Origin of the sequence: Mycobacterium sp. D16Q13, assembly GCF_002013375.1 — a bacterium.
GTDB lineage: Bacteria > Actinomycetota > Actinomycetes > Mycobacteriales > Mycobacteriaceae > Mycobacterium.
On record NZ_MAEW01000011.1, the window covers coordinates 276,248 to 294,126 of the forward strand.

The 17,879-nt window shown below is 63.3% G+C and carries 14 protein-coding genes; 4 read left to right on the forward strand and 10 right to left on the reverse strand.

The genetic code is table 11. The features are described from left to right. Positions 1-4: 4 nt before the first annotated feature. The gene (locus tag B4400_RS14365) at positions 5-1,162 is read right to left on the reverse strand and encodes a glycosyltransferase (protein WP_078310980.1); all 1,158 of its coding nucleotides are present in this window, start codon (positions 1,160-1,162) and stop codon (positions 5-7) included. Between the two features lie 41 nt (positions 1,163-1,203). Between B4400_RS14365 and B4400_RS14370 the strand changes: the two genes are divergently transcribed. Further along, positions 1,204-1,647 (forward strand): limonene-1,2-epoxide hydrolase family protein, encoded by a 444-nt coding sequence (locus B4400_RS14370; protein ID WP_078310981.1) that lies wholly within the window; start codon positions 1,204-1,206, stop codon positions 1,645-1,647. A gap of 101 nt (positions 1,648-1,748) precedes the next feature. Further along, complete coding sequence (locus tag B4400_RS14375; protein WP_078310982.1) at positions 1,749-2,183, forward strand: limonene-1,2-epoxide hydrolase family protein; 435 nt, start codon at positions 1,749-1,751, stop codon at positions 2,181-2,183. Positions 2,184-2,187: 4 nt separating this feature from the next. On the opposite strand, the gene B4400_RS24410 is transcribed toward B4400_RS14375, so the two are convergent. The 4 genes from B4400_RS24410 to clgR form a co-directional block, all read right to left on the reverse strand. Beyond that, positions 2,188-2,415, reverse strand: coding sequence for a hypothetical protein (locus B4400_RS24410; RefSeq protein WP_212566652.1), 228 nt, complete (start codon positions 2,413-2,415; stop codon positions 2,188-2,190). A 42-nt stretch (positions 2,416-2,457) separates the two neighbouring features. Continuing rightward, complete coding sequence (gene pspM, locus B4400_RS14380; protein WP_139360258.1) at positions 2,458-3,285, reverse strand: phage shock envelope stress response protein PspM; 828 nt, start codon at positions 3,283-3,285, stop codon at positions 2,458-2,460. A 110-nt stretch (positions 3,286-3,395) separates the two neighbouring features. Then, complete coding sequence (gene pspA / locus B4400_RS14385; RefSeq protein ID WP_078310984.1) at positions 3,396-4,205, reverse strand: phage shock protein PspA; 810 nt, start codon at positions 4,203-4,205, stop codon at positions 3,396-3,398. A 123-nt stretch (positions 4,206-4,328) separates the two neighbouring features. Next, complete coding sequence (gene clgR, locus B4400_RS14390) at positions 4,329-4,679, reverse strand: transcriptional regulator ClgR (RefSeq protein WP_078311140.1); 351 nt, start codon at positions 4,677-4,679, stop codon at positions 4,329-4,331. Between the two features lie 750 nt (positions 4,680-5,429). Here clgR and B4400_RS14395 point away from each other — a divergent pair. Beyond that, entirely contained in the window at positions 5,430-6,455 is a 1,026-nt protein-coding gene (locus tag B4400_RS14395; protein WP_078310985.1) for an alcohol dehydrogenase catalytic domain-containing protein, read from the forward strand. A gap of 212 nt (positions 6,456-6,667) precedes the next feature. After that, entirely contained in the window at positions 6,668-7,585 is a 918-nt protein-coding gene (locus B4400_RS14400) for an alpha/beta hydrolase family protein (RefSeq protein WP_078310986.1), read from the forward strand. A gap of 124 nt (positions 7,586-7,709) precedes the next feature. Here the strand turns inward: B4400_RS14400 and B4400_RS14405 are convergent, their stop codons facing one another. The 5 genes from B4400_RS14405 to B4400_RS14425 form a co-directional block, all read right to left on the reverse strand. Continuing rightward, on the reverse strand, positions 7,710-9,344 hold the full coding sequence (locus B4400_RS14405; protein WP_078310987.1) for a cytochrome P450: 1,635 nt from the start codon (positions 9,342-9,344) through the stop codon (positions 7,710-7,712). A gap of 128 nt (positions 9,345-9,472) precedes the next feature. Next, on the reverse strand, positions 9,473-11,092 hold the full coding sequence (locus B4400_RS14410; RefSeq protein WP_078310988.1) for a cytochrome P450: 1,620 nt from the start codon (positions 11,090-11,092) through the stop codon (positions 9,473-9,475). A gap of 94 nt (positions 11,093-11,186) precedes the next feature. Beyond that, positions 11,187-11,732, reverse strand: a complete 546-nt coding sequence (locus B4400_RS14415) for an acyl-CoA thioesterase (protein ID WP_078310989.1) — start codon at positions 11,730-11,732, stop codon at positions 11,187-11,189. Continuing rightward, a complete protein-coding gene (locus B4400_RS14420) occupies positions 11,729-16,465 on the reverse strand; it encodes an SDR family NAD(P)-dependent oxidoreductase (protein ID WP_078310990.1) in 4,737 nt (1,578 codons plus the stop codon). Before B4400_RS14420 ends, B4400_RS14415 begins: the two co-directional genes overlap by 4 nt. Further along, a complete protein-coding gene (locus B4400_RS14425) occupies positions 16,462-17,796 on the reverse strand; it encodes an acyltransferase domain-containing protein (protein WP_078310991.1) in 1,335 nt (444 codons plus the stop codon). Before B4400_RS14425 ends, B4400_RS14420 begins: the two co-directional genes overlap by 4 nt. Positions 17,797-17,879 lie beyond the last annotated feature (83 nt).

The window sequence follows — 17,879 nt, forward strand, 5'->3', positions numbered from 1 at the left end:
ACGGTCACTTTAGGGCCGACAGCACGTCCTGGCACACCCGTACCGGATCCTGGACATCGACGGCGCCGGCAGCAGCCCGGCGAGCAGCCTCCGTATAACGCTGATCCCCCAGGACGCGACCAATGGCGCCGGCCAGCGAGTCCCGGTTGAGTGGACGGACTAACTCGGCACTACCTTGCCGCACAACACGATTCGCCAGCTCCCACTGATCCCCGCCGCCGGGAACTGCCACCACCGGCACCCCCGCCAGTAGAGCCTTACTTAAAAACCCGTGTCCCCCACCACAAATGGCGAGATCCGCCCCGGCCAGCAACAAGTCCTGACGCGCCAGCCCGGCAACTGCCCACGATGGCAACCCAGATGCGGCCGGATCCAGCGCAGAGACAACCACTCGCGCGCCCGCCGATTCCAAGGCTCGCAGCGCCAGTTCGGTCATCCCCTCGGCCCCGGTGAAGGCCGTCGACGGTGCGATCACGACCACCGGTCCTGAACCCGAGGGTGGCTGCAGCACAACGTCTGTGGGCTCCCAGTGCAGCGGCCCTACCAGCACCGCCTCTTCCGGCCAGTCTGGACGCGGCACCTCCAGCGCCGGCAGTGTCGCGATCAACCGTCGGACAGGCCCGGGATCTTTGGCGGACAGTCCGATGCTTACCCGCGCTCGGGAACGCTGATTCAGCCCCTCATTGATCGATTTCTGGGTCAGCTTACGCATCAGCACATCACGCAGCCGTCCCCGCAACCCCACCCCGGGCGCTAATCCACTTCCCAATGGCGGCAAAGCTTTTGACGGGAGATACAGCGGATGTGGATTAAGCTCAACCCACGGCACACCGAGCAGTTCACCGGCCATGCCACCGCAGGCTGTGATGACATCGGAGACGATCAGGTCCGGCGATAGTTCACGCAACTGATCGACATTGGCCGCCGCCATGTATGCGGCACGCTGATGGATCTTGGTGCCGGAGTCCAAGTCGTCGTCCTCCGCACGCGGCTGCAACCCGAGAAGCTCAACCGATTCCACACCGGCCGAACGAGCCTGGTCGAGCCAGCGCGTTCCCGTCAGCAGTACCGGATCGTGGCCGGCGGCGGCGAATTTGAGGCATAACGCGATCGCGGGAAAGGCGTGCCCGGGATCAGGACCAGCGACCACGGCGACACGCACCGCCCTACCCTGCCACAGCGATTCGGACTACCGTGAAACGCATGACCTACAGCACGCTGGAACTGGCCGCCCTCACGCCGGCACAGACCGTCACCCGCTTCCTGGAAGCCGCTCAAAACGGTGACACCGAGTTCGCAGAAAGTGTCCTGGACGAAAATCTCGTCTATCAGAACGTGGGCCTGCCGACCATCCACGGACGTCGCGCAGCGCTGAAGGTGTTCGAGCCGCTCAAGCGCCCGGGTTTCGCTTTCGAGGTGCAGATCCATCGCACCACCACCAATGGAAACACCGTGATGAATGAGCGCCACGACGCCATCGTTCTGGGGCCGCTGCGCCTGCAGTTCTGGGTCTGCGGGGTCTTCGAGATCTCCGACCAGGGCACCATCACCCTGTGGCGCGACTACTTCGACATGTTCGACATGTTCAAGGCCACGCTGCGCGGATTGGTGGGCATCCCGTTCCCCGCACTGCGGCCACGTTTCTGACCGCTAGTCGACCTACGAATCGGTCCAGCCCGGCTTGGGCTGCACCCCGATATCTGGCCGCACCCCTTCTCTGATTCGCCGTGCGTGACTACCGTTGCCCCATGACGGACGCGCTCGCCACCACCGCCCCCATCGAGATCGTTGAGGGATTCTGGGACGCTATGCGCCGCAGCGACCTCGCGGCCCTCGACGCACTGCTCGACGATGCCGTGCGCTGGGAAAATGTGGGCCTGCCCACGGTCCGCGGGCGCACCACGGTGATGCGGGCGTTGTCCTCGCTGAATCTGCCGGGCGCCGGTTTCGACGTCAAGATCCACCGGATCACCGCCACGGGCAACACCGTGATGACCGAGCGCACCGATGTCATCATCGTGGGCCCGCTGCATATCGCCTTCTGGGTGTGCGGTGTCACCGAGCTCTCCGACGACGGCAAGGTCACGCTCTGGCGTGACTACGCCGACGTCTGGAACCTCACCAAGGGCCTCGCGCGCGGCATCCTCGGGACCGTGGTCCCCGCCTTGCGCCCGAAACTCTGAACCCTCATGGCAGCGTCGTCTTGTCCGCATCCGTCACCGCGCGGTACAGCATCACGCCGCCGAGAATCAGCACACCGGCCACCAGAATCGGGACCAAGAGCTTGAAGATGGCGCCCACCACCAGGAACGCCAGCCATACGACCAGCAGCACGCCAATGATCTTCCACAACACAGGTACCCACCGTTCTCTCGACTTGCTGCGATAGAGCAAGCCTGGCAGGGCGTTGAGCACCTGAGGAACCCCGGAACTCGAAGATCAGGGAAAGATCGGGGATTACCCTGACAGCTGGCCGAGTTCGTCGAGCGCGCCCGCCCATCCGGTGAGACGATCGGTGGCCGATACCAAATCGTCGAAGAGTGGCCCGCGCGACATTGGCGAGGCAGCCACCGCTCCCCCATTTCCTGCCGACACCAATTGCGCTGCCGCGGTGACCAACTCGTTGTACTGCCGCACACCCGTGTCAAGCTGCGCGGTGAACGCCTTGATGGTCGGTTGCAGATACTCCCGAGTGTGCGGCGCCTCGACCGCGGCCCGCTCCATCGACACCACCTCTTTGGCGGTCGCGGCCATCACATACGCAGCCTGATTGGCCGCGGCAAGGATCTGCCGCCCCTCGCTGTCCGGAATCATGTTGCCGCGCTCCACCACTCCGAGCAGAGAGAACAGGCCCCGCTCGGCGGCATCCAGGGCAGCCATGGGCGGGCGAGCGGCCGATCCCAACGGCGGCAGCCGCCGCTCCACCCCGGGGCGCGGCGGCGGCAACGGCTCAGCCTTGAGGAAGCGGTACCGCACCAACAGATACGTCGCCGGAATGGCGCAGCCTGCCGTCAGCAGCGCCGGAATGATCAGCAGCCAGGGCGGTGCGCCGGTAGTCGCCAGCACCGTGGTGACAAGCAGGCCAGCCGCACAGGCCAGCGCCCAGCGGATACTCCAGCGCTTGGCCCGCAGCCGTTTCCGCAGCAGCTTCTCGCGTTTGTCCGACATCGCGCGCATGCGGTGGGCGAGTTCCTCACCAAGATCATTGACGTTGGTGAGCACGCGGCGCAGCAGCTGGTCCCAGCCTCCTTGCACCGCGGTGCGGCGGGGCGGCTGAGGTGTCATGTTCACATTGTGCCCGAAAACTTCGCGGTCGCCGAGTACGAATGTCGGTGCAACAAATCCGCCGAGTGCGAGCGACAGCGCTCACACTCGGCGGATTGAAGAGAAGAAAGCTACTGCTGGCCCAGCGGATTGGCCGGGTTAGCCTGCTCGGGCGCCGTCGCGGGCGCCGGTGTCGCGGTGCCGCCGGCGGGCAGGGCCTCACCCTTCATGGAGGCGCGGATCTGCTCCAGGCGCGAATGCCCGGCCATCTGCACGCTGGCCTGCTGTACCTCGATCATGCGGCCCTGCACCGAGTTCTGCGCCAGCTCCGCCGAGCCCAGGGCGTTGGCGTAGCGGCGCTCGATCTTGTCGCGCACCTCGTCCAGGCTCGGGGTGTTACCGGGGGCGGCCAGCTCGCTCATCGACCGCAGTGAGGCGGACACCTGCTCCTGCATCTTGGCCTGCTCCAGTTGACTCAGCAGCTTGGTCCGCTCGGCGATGCGCTGCTGCAGCATCATCGCGTTCTGCTCGACGGCCTTCTTGGCCTGCGCCGCGGCGGCGAGAGCCTGGTCGTGCAGCGCCTTGAGGTCCTCGACGCTCTGCTCGGCAGTGACCAGCTGGGCGGCGAACGCCTCGGCGGCGTTGTTGTATTCGGTCGCCTTCGCGGCATCGCCCGAGCCGGTGGCCTGGTCGGCAAGGGTCAGCGCCTGACGAACGTTGACCTGAAGTTTCTCGACGTCAGCGAGCTGACGGTTAAGCCGCATCTCAAGCTGGCGCTGATTCCCGATCACCGAGGCGGCCTGCTGCGAGAGCGCCTGGTGGTTCCGCTGGGCCTCCTCGATGGCCTGCTGAATCTGCACCTTCGGGTCTGCGTTTTCGTCGATCTTCGCGTTGAACAGTGCCATGAGGTACTTCCACGCTTTGACGAACGGGTTAGCCATGAGATCGATCCGCTTTCTGTCGCAGTCGTCACTATCTAGGAGTGCGTGGGTCCCAACTTATCGGTTGCACGCCGATCCACACACCCCCTACCGGGGCGCAAAACAATGCGACCGCCACAGTAGTTAGGCGGCCGCCATTGCGCGAACCTGCGGAATGACCACCTTGGTGGCCACATCGATCCCGCTGAGTGAGCGCGATGCCGAGGTCACTGCGGGCTGCGACGCGGCGGCAGGCGCCTCACGACGGGCCATCCGCTCGCTGACCTCGGATAACACCGCCGAGAGCGGGACCTCGAGCGCGCCGCAGATCGCGGCCAACAGCTCGCTGGAGGCTTCCTTGCGACCGCGTTCCACCTCGGACAGGTATCCGAGGCTGACGCGTGCGGAGTCCGACACCTCACGCAAGGTTCTCCCCTGCCCGGATCGAGCGCTCCGCAGAGTGTCGCCGATGGCCTCTCGAAGCAACAGCGCCATGTCCTTCTCCTTTGCGTCCTGAACGTCGGCGTCCATACCGCGTAGTAGTTGAGTCTGCCTTGCTCAACGTTGCCGCGCACGCGGAGGTTCCCGGAAGTTTGGGTGACAGACACCTCACTGTCTGACTTGCCCAACAAACACTTCTCCATCAACGCCGTCATGCCATGTTCGCCGGACTCATAGTCCGAGAGCAGCCGTTGGTGTTGACCTACGTGCCTGAAGTCGCACATTTGGTTTTCGCCGGATCTGTGAATGGGCAAGTAACGCCGCCACACCTGGCCACCACCCTGACGCGCCTGATGGATGTCACCAATGCCCTTGATAGACGCGGAAAGCCGACAACAGCCGCAGCATTGCCGATCATTTCAGTTAGCCAGAACTCCCCGCCTCAAGCACGAATTCGATGGACTCAATCGATGGGTAGCCAAATATTTAACACGTACGCTGATAGACGATAATTGTCATGTAGAGACGCATTTGACGATTCGCTCATCTTTTTCGAAAGCCGGTCATATTTCGAAGGTTTCCGACGCATCAATGTGTACATTGATTAGGTTGCTGTCCTGGATGCCGATCGATTCTGAAATGACACGTTGATCGCCATGCCTAATGCGAACGCCCACGAGCATGCGGCGATCGGGCTTTCGCTGACGCATCAGGTTCTGCCGGGGAGGCCAAAGTCGGCTGACCCACCAGACCGCCGCCGGGCGGCTTGGTGATTGTTGATGACGAGTTGAGGAGAAGATCTCTATGAAGGCAATCGTGATGACGGGCGCTAACCGGCCCTGGGAGGTTCAGGAAGTACCGACGCCCACGGCGGAGCCGGGGCAGGTGCTGGTCAAGGTGCACGCCTCTGGCATGTGTTACACCGACGCGTGGGCCACGCAAGGCTTCGGCGGCGATATCTACCCCCAGACTCCGGGCCATGAGATTGTTGGCGAGGTCGTCGAGGTCGGTGCCGGCGTGCATACCCGCGAGGTGGGCGACCGGGTTGGAGCCACCTGGGTGCAGTCGGCCTGCGGGCGGTGCGCCTATTGCCGCCAGAACCGTCCGTTGACCGGCCAGACTGCGGTGCAGTGTGTCAATCCGCGGACCTCGGGTTTTGCCGCCCAGGGTGGGCATGCCGAATACATCGCACTATCCGCTGAAGGCACGGTTCTGCTGCCCGACGGGCTGCCCTATGAGCTGGCCGCACCGATCATGTGTGCCGGTTACACCACCTGGAGCAGCTTCCGGGACGCCGCGCCACAGCCCCATGAGCGAGTGGCGGTCGTCGGTATCGGCGGTCTTGGCCATGTGGCACTGCAGATTTCGAAGGCCAGCGGATTCGAGACGATCGCGATCACCCATTCCCCGGACAAACGCGACCTCGCCCTGCAGCTGGGCGCCGATCACGTGGTGGCCAACGGCCAAGAACTGCTCGATATCGGCGGGGCCGATGTACTCATGGTGACCACGAACGCGTTCGCCGCAGCAGCGGACGCGATGGCCGGCGTGCGTGTGGATGGCCGGGTCGCTTTGAGCGGCCTGGACTTCAACCACCCGTTCGAGATCGCGTCGGGGGCTGTGCCTTTCCACATGATGCGCCAGAAAGTCATCGGGTCCACGCACGGCGGCCAGCAGCGACTCGGCGAAATACTGGACTATGCCGCCAAGGGCCAGGTCAAACCCATCATCGAGACCTTCTCCCTGGATCAGGCCACCGAAGCATACGACAGGCTCGTCTCCGGGAAAGTCCGCTTCCGCGGCGTCTTCACCCCCTCCAAGTTCAGCTAACTACCAAGGGCGGGTGCTGAGGCGCCCGCCACCACAGCACGCCGTCAAAGGCACAGCGAGCGGTGGCGGGCCCGGGAACCCTTCGTGATGGCGGTGCCTTCACAGTGGAAGGCACCGCTTACAGAGGTTCTGCGTATGCCCTGCACAGGAAGCTTCCATCAGCTAGGTCCGGTTGGAGACCATTTGATTCTCAACGTGTAAGGAGACCACCCATGCCAAACGATGACCAAGCCCAGGCAGCTTTCGACAGCTTCCTTGATATGTGGACCAGTGGAACTACCGCCGGTCGCCGTGCACCGGTGCTTCGGCGCCCGGACGAGGTTGGCCTGGCGTACGAGGACGTGTCCTTCCCCGCGATGGACGGTGTCCCGCTTGAGGGCTGGTTCATCCCGGCCGACTCGGACCGGCTGATCATCCACAACCACTTCCTGCCGGGGAACCGGTACGGCTTTCCGGGGCATTTGCCCGAGTTCAACATCCAGGGCGGGTTCGAGGTAAACCACCTGCCGGAATACAAGGCGTTGCACGACGCGGGCTACAACATCCTGGCCTACGACATCCGCAACCACGGTATGAGCGGCCAGGGCAGCGGCGGAATCTCGGGTGTCGGGCTGATGGAGTACCGCGATGTCATCGGCTCGCTGCGGTACGCCGCCGCCCGCCCGGACACCAAGACCATGAAGAAGGCGCTGTTGTCGGTGTGCATGGGGGCTGACTCGACCGCCATCGCCTGGTCCAAGCACCCCGATGAGTTTTCTGAGGTTCAGGCCATGGTGATGTTGCAACCGTTCTCCGCGCGCTACCTCGTGGAGGAATTCGTCAAGGCCATCGGCATGGAGAACGGCTACGAGAAGTTCGAGAAGGCGGCGCACGAGCGCACGGGGTTCCACCTGTCCGAACAGTCGCCGCTGGAGCATGTGAAGGCCGTGACGGTTCCCACGCTGGTTGCCCAGGTGCACGATGACACGCAGACTCGCCCCCAGGACGTTCAGGACATCTACGACGCGATCCCCGTCGCCGAGAAGAGCCTGTACTGGATCGAGGGCACCAACCGCCGCTTCGATGGATACAACTTCTTCGGTGTGCACCCCGAAATCCCGATCGACTGGTTCAACAAACACATCAACTGATGTAAAGACACCGGACGCAGTCCCGCTCGCAGGCCCACTACGACCACCCCTGCGAGTGGGCCGAGTTTTAAGCGGGCACACGTGGTCCGTTCCAGGCACTCAAGAATGGTCCGCTGCATCTCTGTCACCGGAATGGTCCAGCACCGGGAGAAGATTCCCTGTGCTGGCTCACTTCCGAGTAGGGGCAGCCGGTCGCCGCCTGGTGGTACTCGTCGTCTAGGGGTAACAACCCCTCGTTCAACGGAGTTGACGGTTCGTCGTGGCTCGGGCGGTACCAGGGCACTTCGTTCGCGGCACGCCGCGAACGAATGATCACCTTGGTATCGCTACGAGGGCGGCTGACCGTACCGAAGATGAAGAGAGCCTTGTCGACGTCCTTTCGGCATGGCTCCAATTCGAGTCGACCGAACATCCGGTGCAACACGATGCCCGCCTCCACCAGATAGAACGGGCTGCCTGGGCAACGATGCGGGCCCGCACCAAACCCGAGGAACCCATACCGGTCCGGTCGGTTCTCCAGCCACCTTTCCGGCCGGAACTCCGTGGGCTCCGGATACAGCTCCTCGTCTTGATGGACGGCGGACATCATGAGGAAGAGCAGAGTTCCCTGTGGAATTCGATACCCAGCGAGTTCAATGTCGTGGTCGAGGGGCGAGGGTAGCGCGGCGATCACCGGCGCATTCATGCGCAGCGCCTCGGTGTTGGCAGCCTGCGCATACCGGTCGGAGCGGCCCTCCAGCGCTTCGGCAATCAGCTTCTGACGCGGCCCCGTGTTGTGCATCAGATGCTGTGTTGCCCAGGCGTACGCGAGCACGGAGGTGTCGTGACCGGCCACCAGGAGGGTGACGATGATGTCGCGTAGCTGCCGCTCAGTCCAGGCCGGATCTTCCCGAGTGCCGTACTCGATGAGCCGCGACGCGATGCTGTCGTTTGGATGCTCGCGCAGCTCGGCGATCTTTCGGTAGAGCAAATCGTCAGCCTGTTTCCTCAGTCGGTAACTCCTGCGGAGAATCCGCAGCGGCACGTCATCTCGCCCGGGGATGCCCTCGTTACCCTTGGGCCGCAGTTTGATTCGGGCGTTCAGCTGGTAAGTCAACATGCCAACTAGTCTCCGCGTGGCGTAGTGCTGACTGGCCCGGTACAGGCAGTCACGCATCGCTTCGAGATCGTTATTGCCATCCCAGCCGAAGACCACTCGCAGGATTATGTCCTGGGTAAAACGGGTATAAAAGTCGTGCAAGGCAACTGGGATCCCCAACGGGAGTTGGTCGATCATCTCGTCGAGTCGTCTCACACTGCGTTCCCGGTAGCGTTCGACACGCGCTGGGGTGAGTTCGACGGCCAGCGCGCGGCGAACCCTGGAGTGGTCACGTCCTGTCCGATAAAAGGGGCTGTACGAACCAAGAACCAGGACGAATGCCTTTTTCCACTGCTCGTGGTTAAGGTCACCGGTCGGCAGGTTGTACATCTCCCGAACCACTCGTGGTGAGTTCACATAGACAGCCTCGCCTGTCCAACCATCCGTGTACGGATCGGGGAAAAGGAGTCTTAGTTGTTTGGGCGGCTTGGGGTAATGAGCGCGCCAAATCTCGCCGGTCTTACGAAGTGTGGCACCCGGGTCACCTACCCACCCGCTCAGCGCGAACGAGACCAACTGGGCCGCCCAAGCCGAGCGCCAGGTCAGAGGTGGCAGCGGCAATTCGTCAAGGGTCGGGGCGCTCTGCTCAGGGAGCATGGCCGGTCGTTTGACGGTTGTCATCGAAACTCCTTTTCTTCTGCGGTATCTCGATATTCACTGGCCTCGGCGCGGCTGAGAGCAGCACCGAGACCTGCTGCACAGTCGGCAAGCTCATGTGGCCACGGGCAGAGTTCGCAATCGGGCAGCGCCTAGAAGGCTCGTACGTTGCCGACGGACCGAACCGGACATTGCGGCTTGTGCTCATCATCCGGTTGTGGTGGGAGTAGCGACTCTTTCAGCGGTGTCAGCGGGTCACTATCGCCCGGGCGATACCACGGCACCTCTTGGGCGGCGAGCCGTTTGTGAATGATGACCTCGGTGTCGCCTTTCGGCCGACAGAGGGTTCCATAGAGAAAGTGCGGTGCATCGACGTTCGCCGGAACCGGTTCGAGGTCAAGGCGGCCGAACAGCCGATGCAGCAGGACGACAGCATCGGTCAGGTAAAAGGTGCTGCCCGGACATCGGTGCGGATTGCGTCCTGTTACCCCGAATGCCAGGAATCCGTAGGGATCCGGCCGATTCTCCAGCCACCGTTCCGGGCGGAATTGCTCTGGTTCGGGATATAGCTCCGCGTTCATGTGGACTGGGCTGCTCAGCGCGAAAACAAATGTGTTCTTGCGGATCCGGTAACCGCCGACGGCGATGTCCTGCGTGGCCGGGTACGGGATAACCCCGGTGAGCGGAGATGCCATCCTCAGCGCTTCGATGTTGGCGGCCTGGGCATAGCGATCGGTGACTGCGGCCCGGGCCTCGGCGACGACTTTGGCTCGGGGACCGGGGTTGTGCAGCAAGTATTGGACGGCCCAGTCATAAGCGAGAACCGACGTATCGTGGCCGGCCACAATGAAGGTTCTGATTGTGTCCCTCAGTTGTTTGTTGGTCCACGTGGGGTTTTCGGCGTCGCCGTAGGCGATGAGCCGTGCAGCTGCGCTGTCGTTCGGTTGCGCGCGCAGTTCGGCAATCTTTCGGTCGATGAGTGCGTCGGTACGAGTGCGCAACCGATGAGCCTCGCGCGCAAGCAATCGCGGCGGGATATCTGGACGGCCGGTGAAGTCCCGTGGGCCACCGCGTCGGCGCAAGGTGAGCGCACCGGCGAGCATATAGGGGAGCAATCGTCCGCCGAAGGGCTTGGCGTAGTACTGCTGGGCCTCGTACAGGGCCGCTTTAAGTTCGTCGAGATCGTCACAGTCCCAGCCGAATACAACGCGCAGGATGACTTCCTGGGTGAAGCGGGTATGAAAGTCGTGCAGGCCGACCGCAGTGCCGAGCGGGAGCTCGTCGATCATTTCGTCGAGTACGGTGCCCATGCCGTGCCGGTAGCCTTCGACACGGGTCGGGGTTAACTCGGCCGCGACGGCGCGTCGAGCGCGCACATGGGATCGCCCACTGAGGAGAAACGGGCTCTGCCCGCCGAGCACATAGATCAGCGCCTTCTTCCACGCCTCATGGTCCAGCGCTCCCGGTGGCTGGTGGTACAGCTCGCGAACTAGTTGGGGGTCGGTAATGATGACGGTTTCACCGGCAAAATCATCCATGAAGGATTCAGCGAAGTACCCTTTCAGCGGTTGCGGCAGCTGAGGAAAGGGCATTCGGTAAATTGGCCCGGCATCACGCAGAGCCAGTACCGGTATAGCCGTCTGCCCCGCGAAGGCCTTCAAGAAATTGATCAACAGCGGAATGTCGCGCAGCCTCCTGGGCGCCAGCGGGAGTTCGTTGACCGGCCTCGAGGCATGTGCGGTATCCGTGGGTGTACGCATGGACGTCGTCATAGGAGTATCCCTTGATAGACAAAGGGCTCTGAATTTTCCTGTGGAACTGGCACTTTAATATTCCTCTTATCCACTCTGTCGCCAATGAGTATGTTCACCAAGAGATTCCGTCCGCAGCTCCGCGTTTCGCTGAATCTTCGATCTGGGCGCGGCTGATGTCCGCGCCGAGCGGCACCACGCAATCCACGAGTTCACGTGGCCACGGGCAGGGCTCCATGCGGCCGTCGACGTGGCGGGCGCTCGCCCATATCTGCTCTCCCTTGGCCACGAGCTCACCGCCCTTTTCACCAGGAACGCCAATCCGCTCAAAGCGGTACTCCCCCTTCATCAGATGCATCCGAACCCAAGGCACGGTCAATCTGATGGCGACGAGGTCGCCGAAGTGCAACTCCGCGATGAACTCGCAGCTGCAAGACTGGGTGAGCATCACGTAGTCACCGGAGATATCCGAGCTGAAAACCGGGGCGCCGAGCTGTCCACATTGCTCGCGGCATTGGCCTTGCCAATCGATCAGACGCGCGTAGTAGACCGGCCCCACGGCACTTGTGTCCCCCGCAGTGACACGGTGTTCGATGGTGAACCACGACTGCTGTGGCCGCGACCGCCCCTGTACCGGTATTTGAAGCAATGCCGAACTCATGAGTACCACTCCTGATAGGGGATTTCGGATGGGAGGTAGTCAATCGGGTGGATAGTCAAGTTGGTGACCGTGAGCAGCGTGCGCCCATCGGCCGACGCCACGGCGCGGCCACACGCGGCGTCGTACGACAGGTCGACGCCTGCCGGATACCGTTCAGCGAGTGTCACATCGGTGCACGCAGCGTAGAAGTCGATACGTTCGGCGGCGGTGGGCACGGCCATGATCTGAGTGCCGTCGGGCTGCGGCGGGTAGCCGAAGAGCCGAAGTGTCGAGTCGAGAACCAACGCCGGGAATCGCAACCGTGCAAAGATACTGTTCGCCTGAGCATGTGGGCGGCAGATGGCGGATGCACCGGCCGAATCACTCGCAGAGCGATGGAGTGTGCGCCAGACACCGGATAGTTGCGCCGAAACATCCGGCCGAACCGCCGGGTCGTCCTCCAATAGCGGCGCGCTCCGGACGGCCTGCGCCGGTGGAGACGTGGAGAACCGACCAAGATGTACCCGAACCCTGCAGTGCAACCGATCGGGTACCAGTACCCGACCATCCCGCGTAACGACATCGGAACGAAGTTCAATCCAGACATCCTCCGGGCCAATGGTTTCAGCGGTAACCCGGCACATGGCGGCGGGCACGTCGGCATAGACCGGTGCAGCGATCTGCAGGTCACTGAAGCCAGTGACCTCTAGCTCTGGATTCAGTGACGATGCGGCTTCGGCCGCCATGGCCAGCATCATCACGGCGGGCAGCACGGGCCTGCCGTCAAAGAGATGCTCTGCCAGGTAGCCGTCGCGCGTCGAGCTCGGGCACCAAACCCACTCGGCGGCAGCCCTTGTAGTCGGTTCAACAGGATCCAGGAGCGGTCCGGACTGCTCACGTTCGCATCCCCCGTCCGGGACGGCGTCGGCGAACGCCGGTGAGATTCCGTAGAAGGGAACCGGATCCAACGGATGCGGCACCGCCAGTTCCGAGAGCATTAACGCCGCGCCATGGTCGTTGGTGATACCCGTGAATTTGTACTGCCGACTCAGCTGCTCGGCGATATCACGCACCATTCCCGTTTCGGTCCACAACCCCCATGCGGGAGTGAACTCGTTCCCATCTTCGTACCTTGCTGCCGCACAGAGATATTCGTTCGCCGACACATAGTCGGTATCGCCACCACAGCCCAGCAGGGCACTGCCCGAGCCAAAGTTGCACCACAGGGCCGGCGGCGGGTCGCTGAACGCCTCTTTGAGGTGGTGGTAGCCCGCCACCTTGATATCTCGGACGGCGCGGAATTCGTCTATCGGCTTGTGAGAAACACTGGCAGAGTGGATTCGTCCGGCACCGTGAATGAGAAAGTCGACACGGTCATGCCGGGTGCGCACGGTCTTGGCCGCGCGCTGCACCTGCTCGCGGTCGCGCACATCGCACACCAGATAGTGGACATTCTCGACACCGCACAGATGCTCGAGCAGACGCAGTGTTCGCCGGATCTCGCGTGCGCGCAGTAATGCCTCGAACCTGGCGTTCAGGGAAATTATCGTTGCGGTGGAATCGATCTCCCGTTCACGTGCCAGGAACTCGGCGCGCCTTGCGGCGAGCTCCCCTTCGCCGGCGGTCAGGATGTCAGCGGGCACCGCATCGTCGGGCGTCGTACCTAATAGCCACACCACCGGCCGCGCCCGTGACGCCAACGCGGTCACGACCGCGGCTGTCGCGCCCCGCGCCCCTCCGGTAGCCACGATCACCGGCTGGCGCTCCCACGGGAGACGACCGCCACGGCGCGATTCAGGAAGAGGTGCGGCACATAGTTTTTCGATATAGCGCAGTCCCTGGCGGTAGTACACGACTGCCCGGTCACGCGCGCTCGCGGATTCGGCGGCAACCTGCTCCAGTGCCGTCCTGAGCGCTGCATCCGTCACGACGGCGAACACCGGGTTTGGTATCTCGTGTGCGAGGGCACGCACGAAGCCGGTGATAAGGGTCATGTATGGATGAATACTCTCGCGGCGCAGCGGGTCCAGGAGCAGCGCCGTCACCGTGCTATCTGCTGGTGGTTTCTCCCCCAGCGCGGCAGCGGCCACCAGCGCACACTCCTGCAGAGCCAACAGCTCTGGTGCCGGCGGTGCAGGCCACACGGATCCGGGTACCCGCACCGACGCCACAATCAGCAGCCGCCGGAAGCGAGTACCCATTGCCGCCATCGCAGCGTCAATAGCTGCCTGTGGCCCGTCATCCGCCAGTATCAGTACATCATCGCTACCAACGCCCGCCGCAGCGGTGCACACTATCGGCGCGCCAGCAGCACACGCGAATTGCGCAAGCTGTTGCGCGATTTCAGCGCTATGGGTGAGCACCAGTGTGCCGGGCTCGATTGCTGGCAGGCGTTCGTGGACCGGCTGCGCGTCGGCGCGCCGTAAAACCATCACCGAACGCTCAGGGAGCGATACGGCCGGGCCGGTTTCAGCACCGGCCGGTTCGACCCGAACCAGCGGTGCAGGGTCCAGGTTGTGCACGGTGATCGGATCCCGGTGCCCCATGCCGACGGCCCGCAGCACCGCAAGAGCGCCATCCGCACCCAAGTAACACCGCTGCACAGCTCCTGGTACACCGATATGACGTCCTGTGCGCGCAGCATCCGTGCGGAGGATCGCCCGAATAGGCCAACCACTCTTCTCGGCGACCGAGCGACGTGTAAGTGCCAGCATTACCGCACCTTCGGCGAGTTCATCGGGCGCGAGCCCACTGAGGCCGGCCATGAACTCGGTGCTATGCCCGTTCAGCCCAATAACTATGGCGAAATCTAGTTCCCCCGATGACAGATACCGCTCGGCGGCGTGCAGGGCTCCCTGCGTGGATGATCGTCCGCAATCGACGTTCATCGCCATGCCGCCCAGCCGATACCGATTCACCACCATCGAGGAGATGATGTTGGTGAGCTGACCTGTCATGCTCCTTTCATTCGCTTCGGGCAGCTTGGTGTTCAACGTGGCCAGCTCGGCTTCCAACTGCGACATGTCTTCCGGCGTGTCCGCCAGCGCGGCACGTAGATCGTCGGCGCCCACCCGCACGGAGTACTCGACCATGGCCCGGGTGGGGCCGGTGTGGCCAGTGAAAACACCAGTACGCTCACATGTTTCGCTCCACAGCTCGCCGTGTTGGCCGACGAAGTCGCGAACGACCGCGAGCCCCATCAGATGAGTCCGGTCGATACTGCGCGCATTGACCGGCGGCATACGCAACTCCGAAATCGGCGGCAGCGGGTAGTCGGGACCGAATGACCGGGATGGTGCGACCCCGTCGCCACACAGCCAGTGGGTGATCTCATCCTGCGATACGGAGCCAGGGAAATGCACCGAACTACCGACCAACACCATGGGGTCGTCCAGGACAGCACCCGCACCGCGCCTCGGCGCGGACAGCGGTGGCTCGCTTTCTGAGTCCGGTGCCTGTACCAACAGATGAGCGTTGGTGCCGCCGAAACCGTACGCACATACGCCAGCAATACGGCGCGCCGCTGGTGACGCGGACCAGGACACAGACTCAGTCGGAACCACGATCCGGTCGGTACGGGCGGTTGACGGAAACTCAGTGAAATAGCGTTCGCCGGGAATTTCGCCGTGTCGCATTGCCAGCACCGCATGAATCACGTTGAAAGCCCCGGCAGCCCAGGCGCCGTGCCCAATGAGTGGCTTGTTCGAGGTGCACCACGTTTGGCCGGAGCCGGCTGCACCTGTCAGTGTTTCCAGCTCCACATCATCGCCCACCCTGGTACCGGTACCGTGCGCGACGAACCACGTAACGGCCTCGGGCTCGACCGCGTTCACCGATCGCGCCCGGTCCACTGCTCGGCGCTGCCCCTTCGGCGACGAGGCCATGACGCTGCCCTCACCGTCCGCAGATCCGCCGAATCCAGCCAGCAGCCCCAGGATTTCATCGCCGTCGGCCAACGCGCATTCGCGCCGCTTGAGAGCGACTACCGCGGCGGCGTCGGAGAACAGCACTCCGGCGGCGTCGGTGTCGAATGCCCTGATCTCGCCTGTGGTCGATAGGCCCCGTAGCTTCGCGAACAGCACCATGTCACGACGCGAACCGATGTTGGCACCGCCGCACAACACGACGTCACGCTCGCCTGCCAGCAGGCTCTTGACGCCGAGATCGACGGCATACAACGAGGACGAACACGCCGTGTCTACCACGAGCACATCGCTGTCCTCCGGCAATAGATCCCGGCAGGCCGCACGCACCATGCGGTCCGGGAAGGCATCCACCGCCCGCCCGGGTGCGTGCCGGTACCTCCCTCGCAGGGCTTCCGATGAGGACCGCTGAGCGGCCCGGGCAGTGGCCATCAGAATGGCGTCTTCCAGTGCGAGTCCACCTGGCTGAGCACCGATGTAGGCGCCCAGCCGATCGCCCTGGTTGATCGTGAGCGAGTCCATCGCCTGCAGCAGGCTATGGCGCAGGAGGACAGCGGTACGGTCTGCCCCGCCCCAATAGCCCAGGGCTTGTTCCTTTGCCAAGTCTGGGTGAGGATCGAAGTCACCCAGGAAACCTCCGACGCGGACGTAGGTTTTGTCTGGCGTTGACGGGTCCGGGTGGAACCAGTGGTCGAGGTCTATGTGGCTGGGTTCGCGCAGAGTGTTCCGCGAACCGCAGAGCACTCGCCAGAAGTCCTGCGGGCTGCTGACACCGGGCGCGACCAAACCCATACCAACCACCGCGACGCTGCCCTGCGAGGTTGTGGTCACACTGATGCTCCGTTTCTCCCAAGGGTCTCCATCAGCCCTGCCAGGTCCGGAATCGTGTTGTAGTCCCGCATACGCATCTCGGCCGGTGGGGTCGGCAAGTTGAACTCGTCCAGCAGGCGTACCAGCAGTTCGGTCTTCTTCACCGAGGCGATGCCGAGGTCGGCCTCCAGATGCGCGTCGTCGGTGAACACGTCTTCGGGATATCCGAGCGAGGCGGCAAACAAGGCTCGGAGCCGAGCCAGCAGTGCCTCCCGGCCGGGTAATGCTGATGTTCCAACACCATTTGCCGGCATCACTGCCGGTGCCGCACCGTTCGTCGCCCCCGCAATTTCCGTGGACGGCCGCACTAGGTGAAGGTCGCGAGGAGACGCCGGCGCTGTCACGCCCGAGAGAACGTCCAGAATCTCGACGGCACTGCGCGCCACCGGAGGCGGTCCCAGCAATGTGACGCCGGCCGGAAGACTCTCACGGGCCGAATCTGTCAGCACCGAACGCACCCCCACTTCGATGAATGTCCGCACCCCGCAGTCGTCGTACAACGTCCTGATTGCGTGGAGATAGTTCACCGGGTCGGTCAGATGCCGTTCGACAATTCGACGAGCGTCGGCTGCGTGGTCCACGAACCGCCCGAGTATGGGCGAATACACCCTAATCTTGGGGTCGGCGATCCGGTATGTCGCCGCGGCTTCCGCCACCAGATCGGCAGCACGCCGAAGGATTTGGTTGTGATGCGGGTAGCGCACCAGTAAGCGGGTTGCTTGCACACCGGCCGCGCGCGCCACCGCCTCGAGCCTCGGCAGTTCTTGATCAGATCCCGAAATAACGGTCTGTACTGGGGAATTCGATAGAGACACCGTTAGCGATAATCCACCCGCCGCACCACAAAGATGACGAGCACGAGCGCTACCGGTCGCCAGCGCAACCAACCCGCCCGAGACGTTAAGCTCGGCCAGTGCGACTTCTCGTTCGCAAAGCACGCGCGCACCGTCTGCCACCGACAGCGCGCCAGCGGCTGCTAGCGCGGTAATCTCGCCGGTACTGTGCCCAAGCAACACGTCGCCTTCGGTTCCCCTGGCACACATCGCCTGGTACATCACATAACCGGAGACATAGGACGCCAGGTGCAAGAGCGTTGGCGTCTCGGCAAGCTTCTCGATTGACGCACCGTTTGGGTCCGTCAACGGCCCCGACACGGACCCAAGCCCGTAGTCGGCAGCAACCTTATCGACCTCGGCCAGGATCCCTACGGCACGGGGTGCATCCAGTGCCAACTGAGCGAACATGCCTGGCGCATAACCACCCAATCCTGGAAATTGAACAAGCGTTGTCATCACATACCTCCCGAAGATCAATCCGTCTCGAGCAGCCACCGTATGCGGCGGCTACACCCACTCGGCCAAAACACCTGGCGTGC

Excerpts from the sequence above, each read along its gene's own strand:
- clgR (WP_078311140.1), bottom strand. The coding sequence starts at position 4,679 with ATGGCGCTGTTGCTTCGAGAGGCCATCGGCGACACTCTGCGGAGCGCT.
- B4400_RS14370 (WP_078310981.1), top strand. The coding sequence starts at position 1,204 with ATGACCTACAGCACGCTGGAACTGGCCGCCCTCACGCCGGCACAGACC.
- pspA (WP_078310984.1), bottom strand. The coding sequence starts at position 4,205 with ATGGCTAACCCGTTCGTCAAAGCGTGGAAGTACCTCATGGCACTGTTC.
- B4400_RS14400 (WP_078310986.1), top strand. The coding sequence starts at position 6,668 with ATGCCAAACGATGACCAAGCCCAGGCAGCTTTCGACAGCTTCCTTGAT.
- B4400_RS14410 (WP_078310988.1), bottom strand. The coding sequence starts at position 11,092 with ATGACGACGTCCATGCGTACACCCACGGATACCGCACATGCCTCGAGG.
- B4400_RS14375 (WP_078310982.1), top strand. The coding sequence starts at position 1,749 with ATGACGGACGCGCTCGCCACCACCGCCCCCATCGAGATCGTTGAGGGA.
- B4400_RS14415 (WP_078310989.1), bottom strand. The coding sequence starts at position 11,732 with ATGAGTTCGGCATTGCTTCAAATACCGGTACAGGGGCGGTCGCGGCCA.
- B4400_RS14425 (WP_078310991.1), bottom strand. The coding sequence starts at position 17,796 with ATGACAACGCTTGTTCAATTTCCAGGATTGGGTGGTTATGCGCCAGGC.
- B4400_RS14405 (WP_078310987.1), bottom strand. The coding sequence starts at position 9,344 with ATGACAACCGTCAAACGACCGGCCATGCTCCCTGAGCAGAGCGCCCCG.
- pspM (WP_139360258.1), bottom strand. The coding sequence starts at position 3,285 with ATGACACCTCAGCCGCCCCGCCGCACCGCGGTGCAAGGAGGCTGGGAC.
- B4400_RS14395 (WP_078310985.1), top strand. The coding sequence starts at position 5,430 with ATGAAGGCAATCGTGATGACGGGCGCTAACCGGCCCTGGGAGGTTCAG.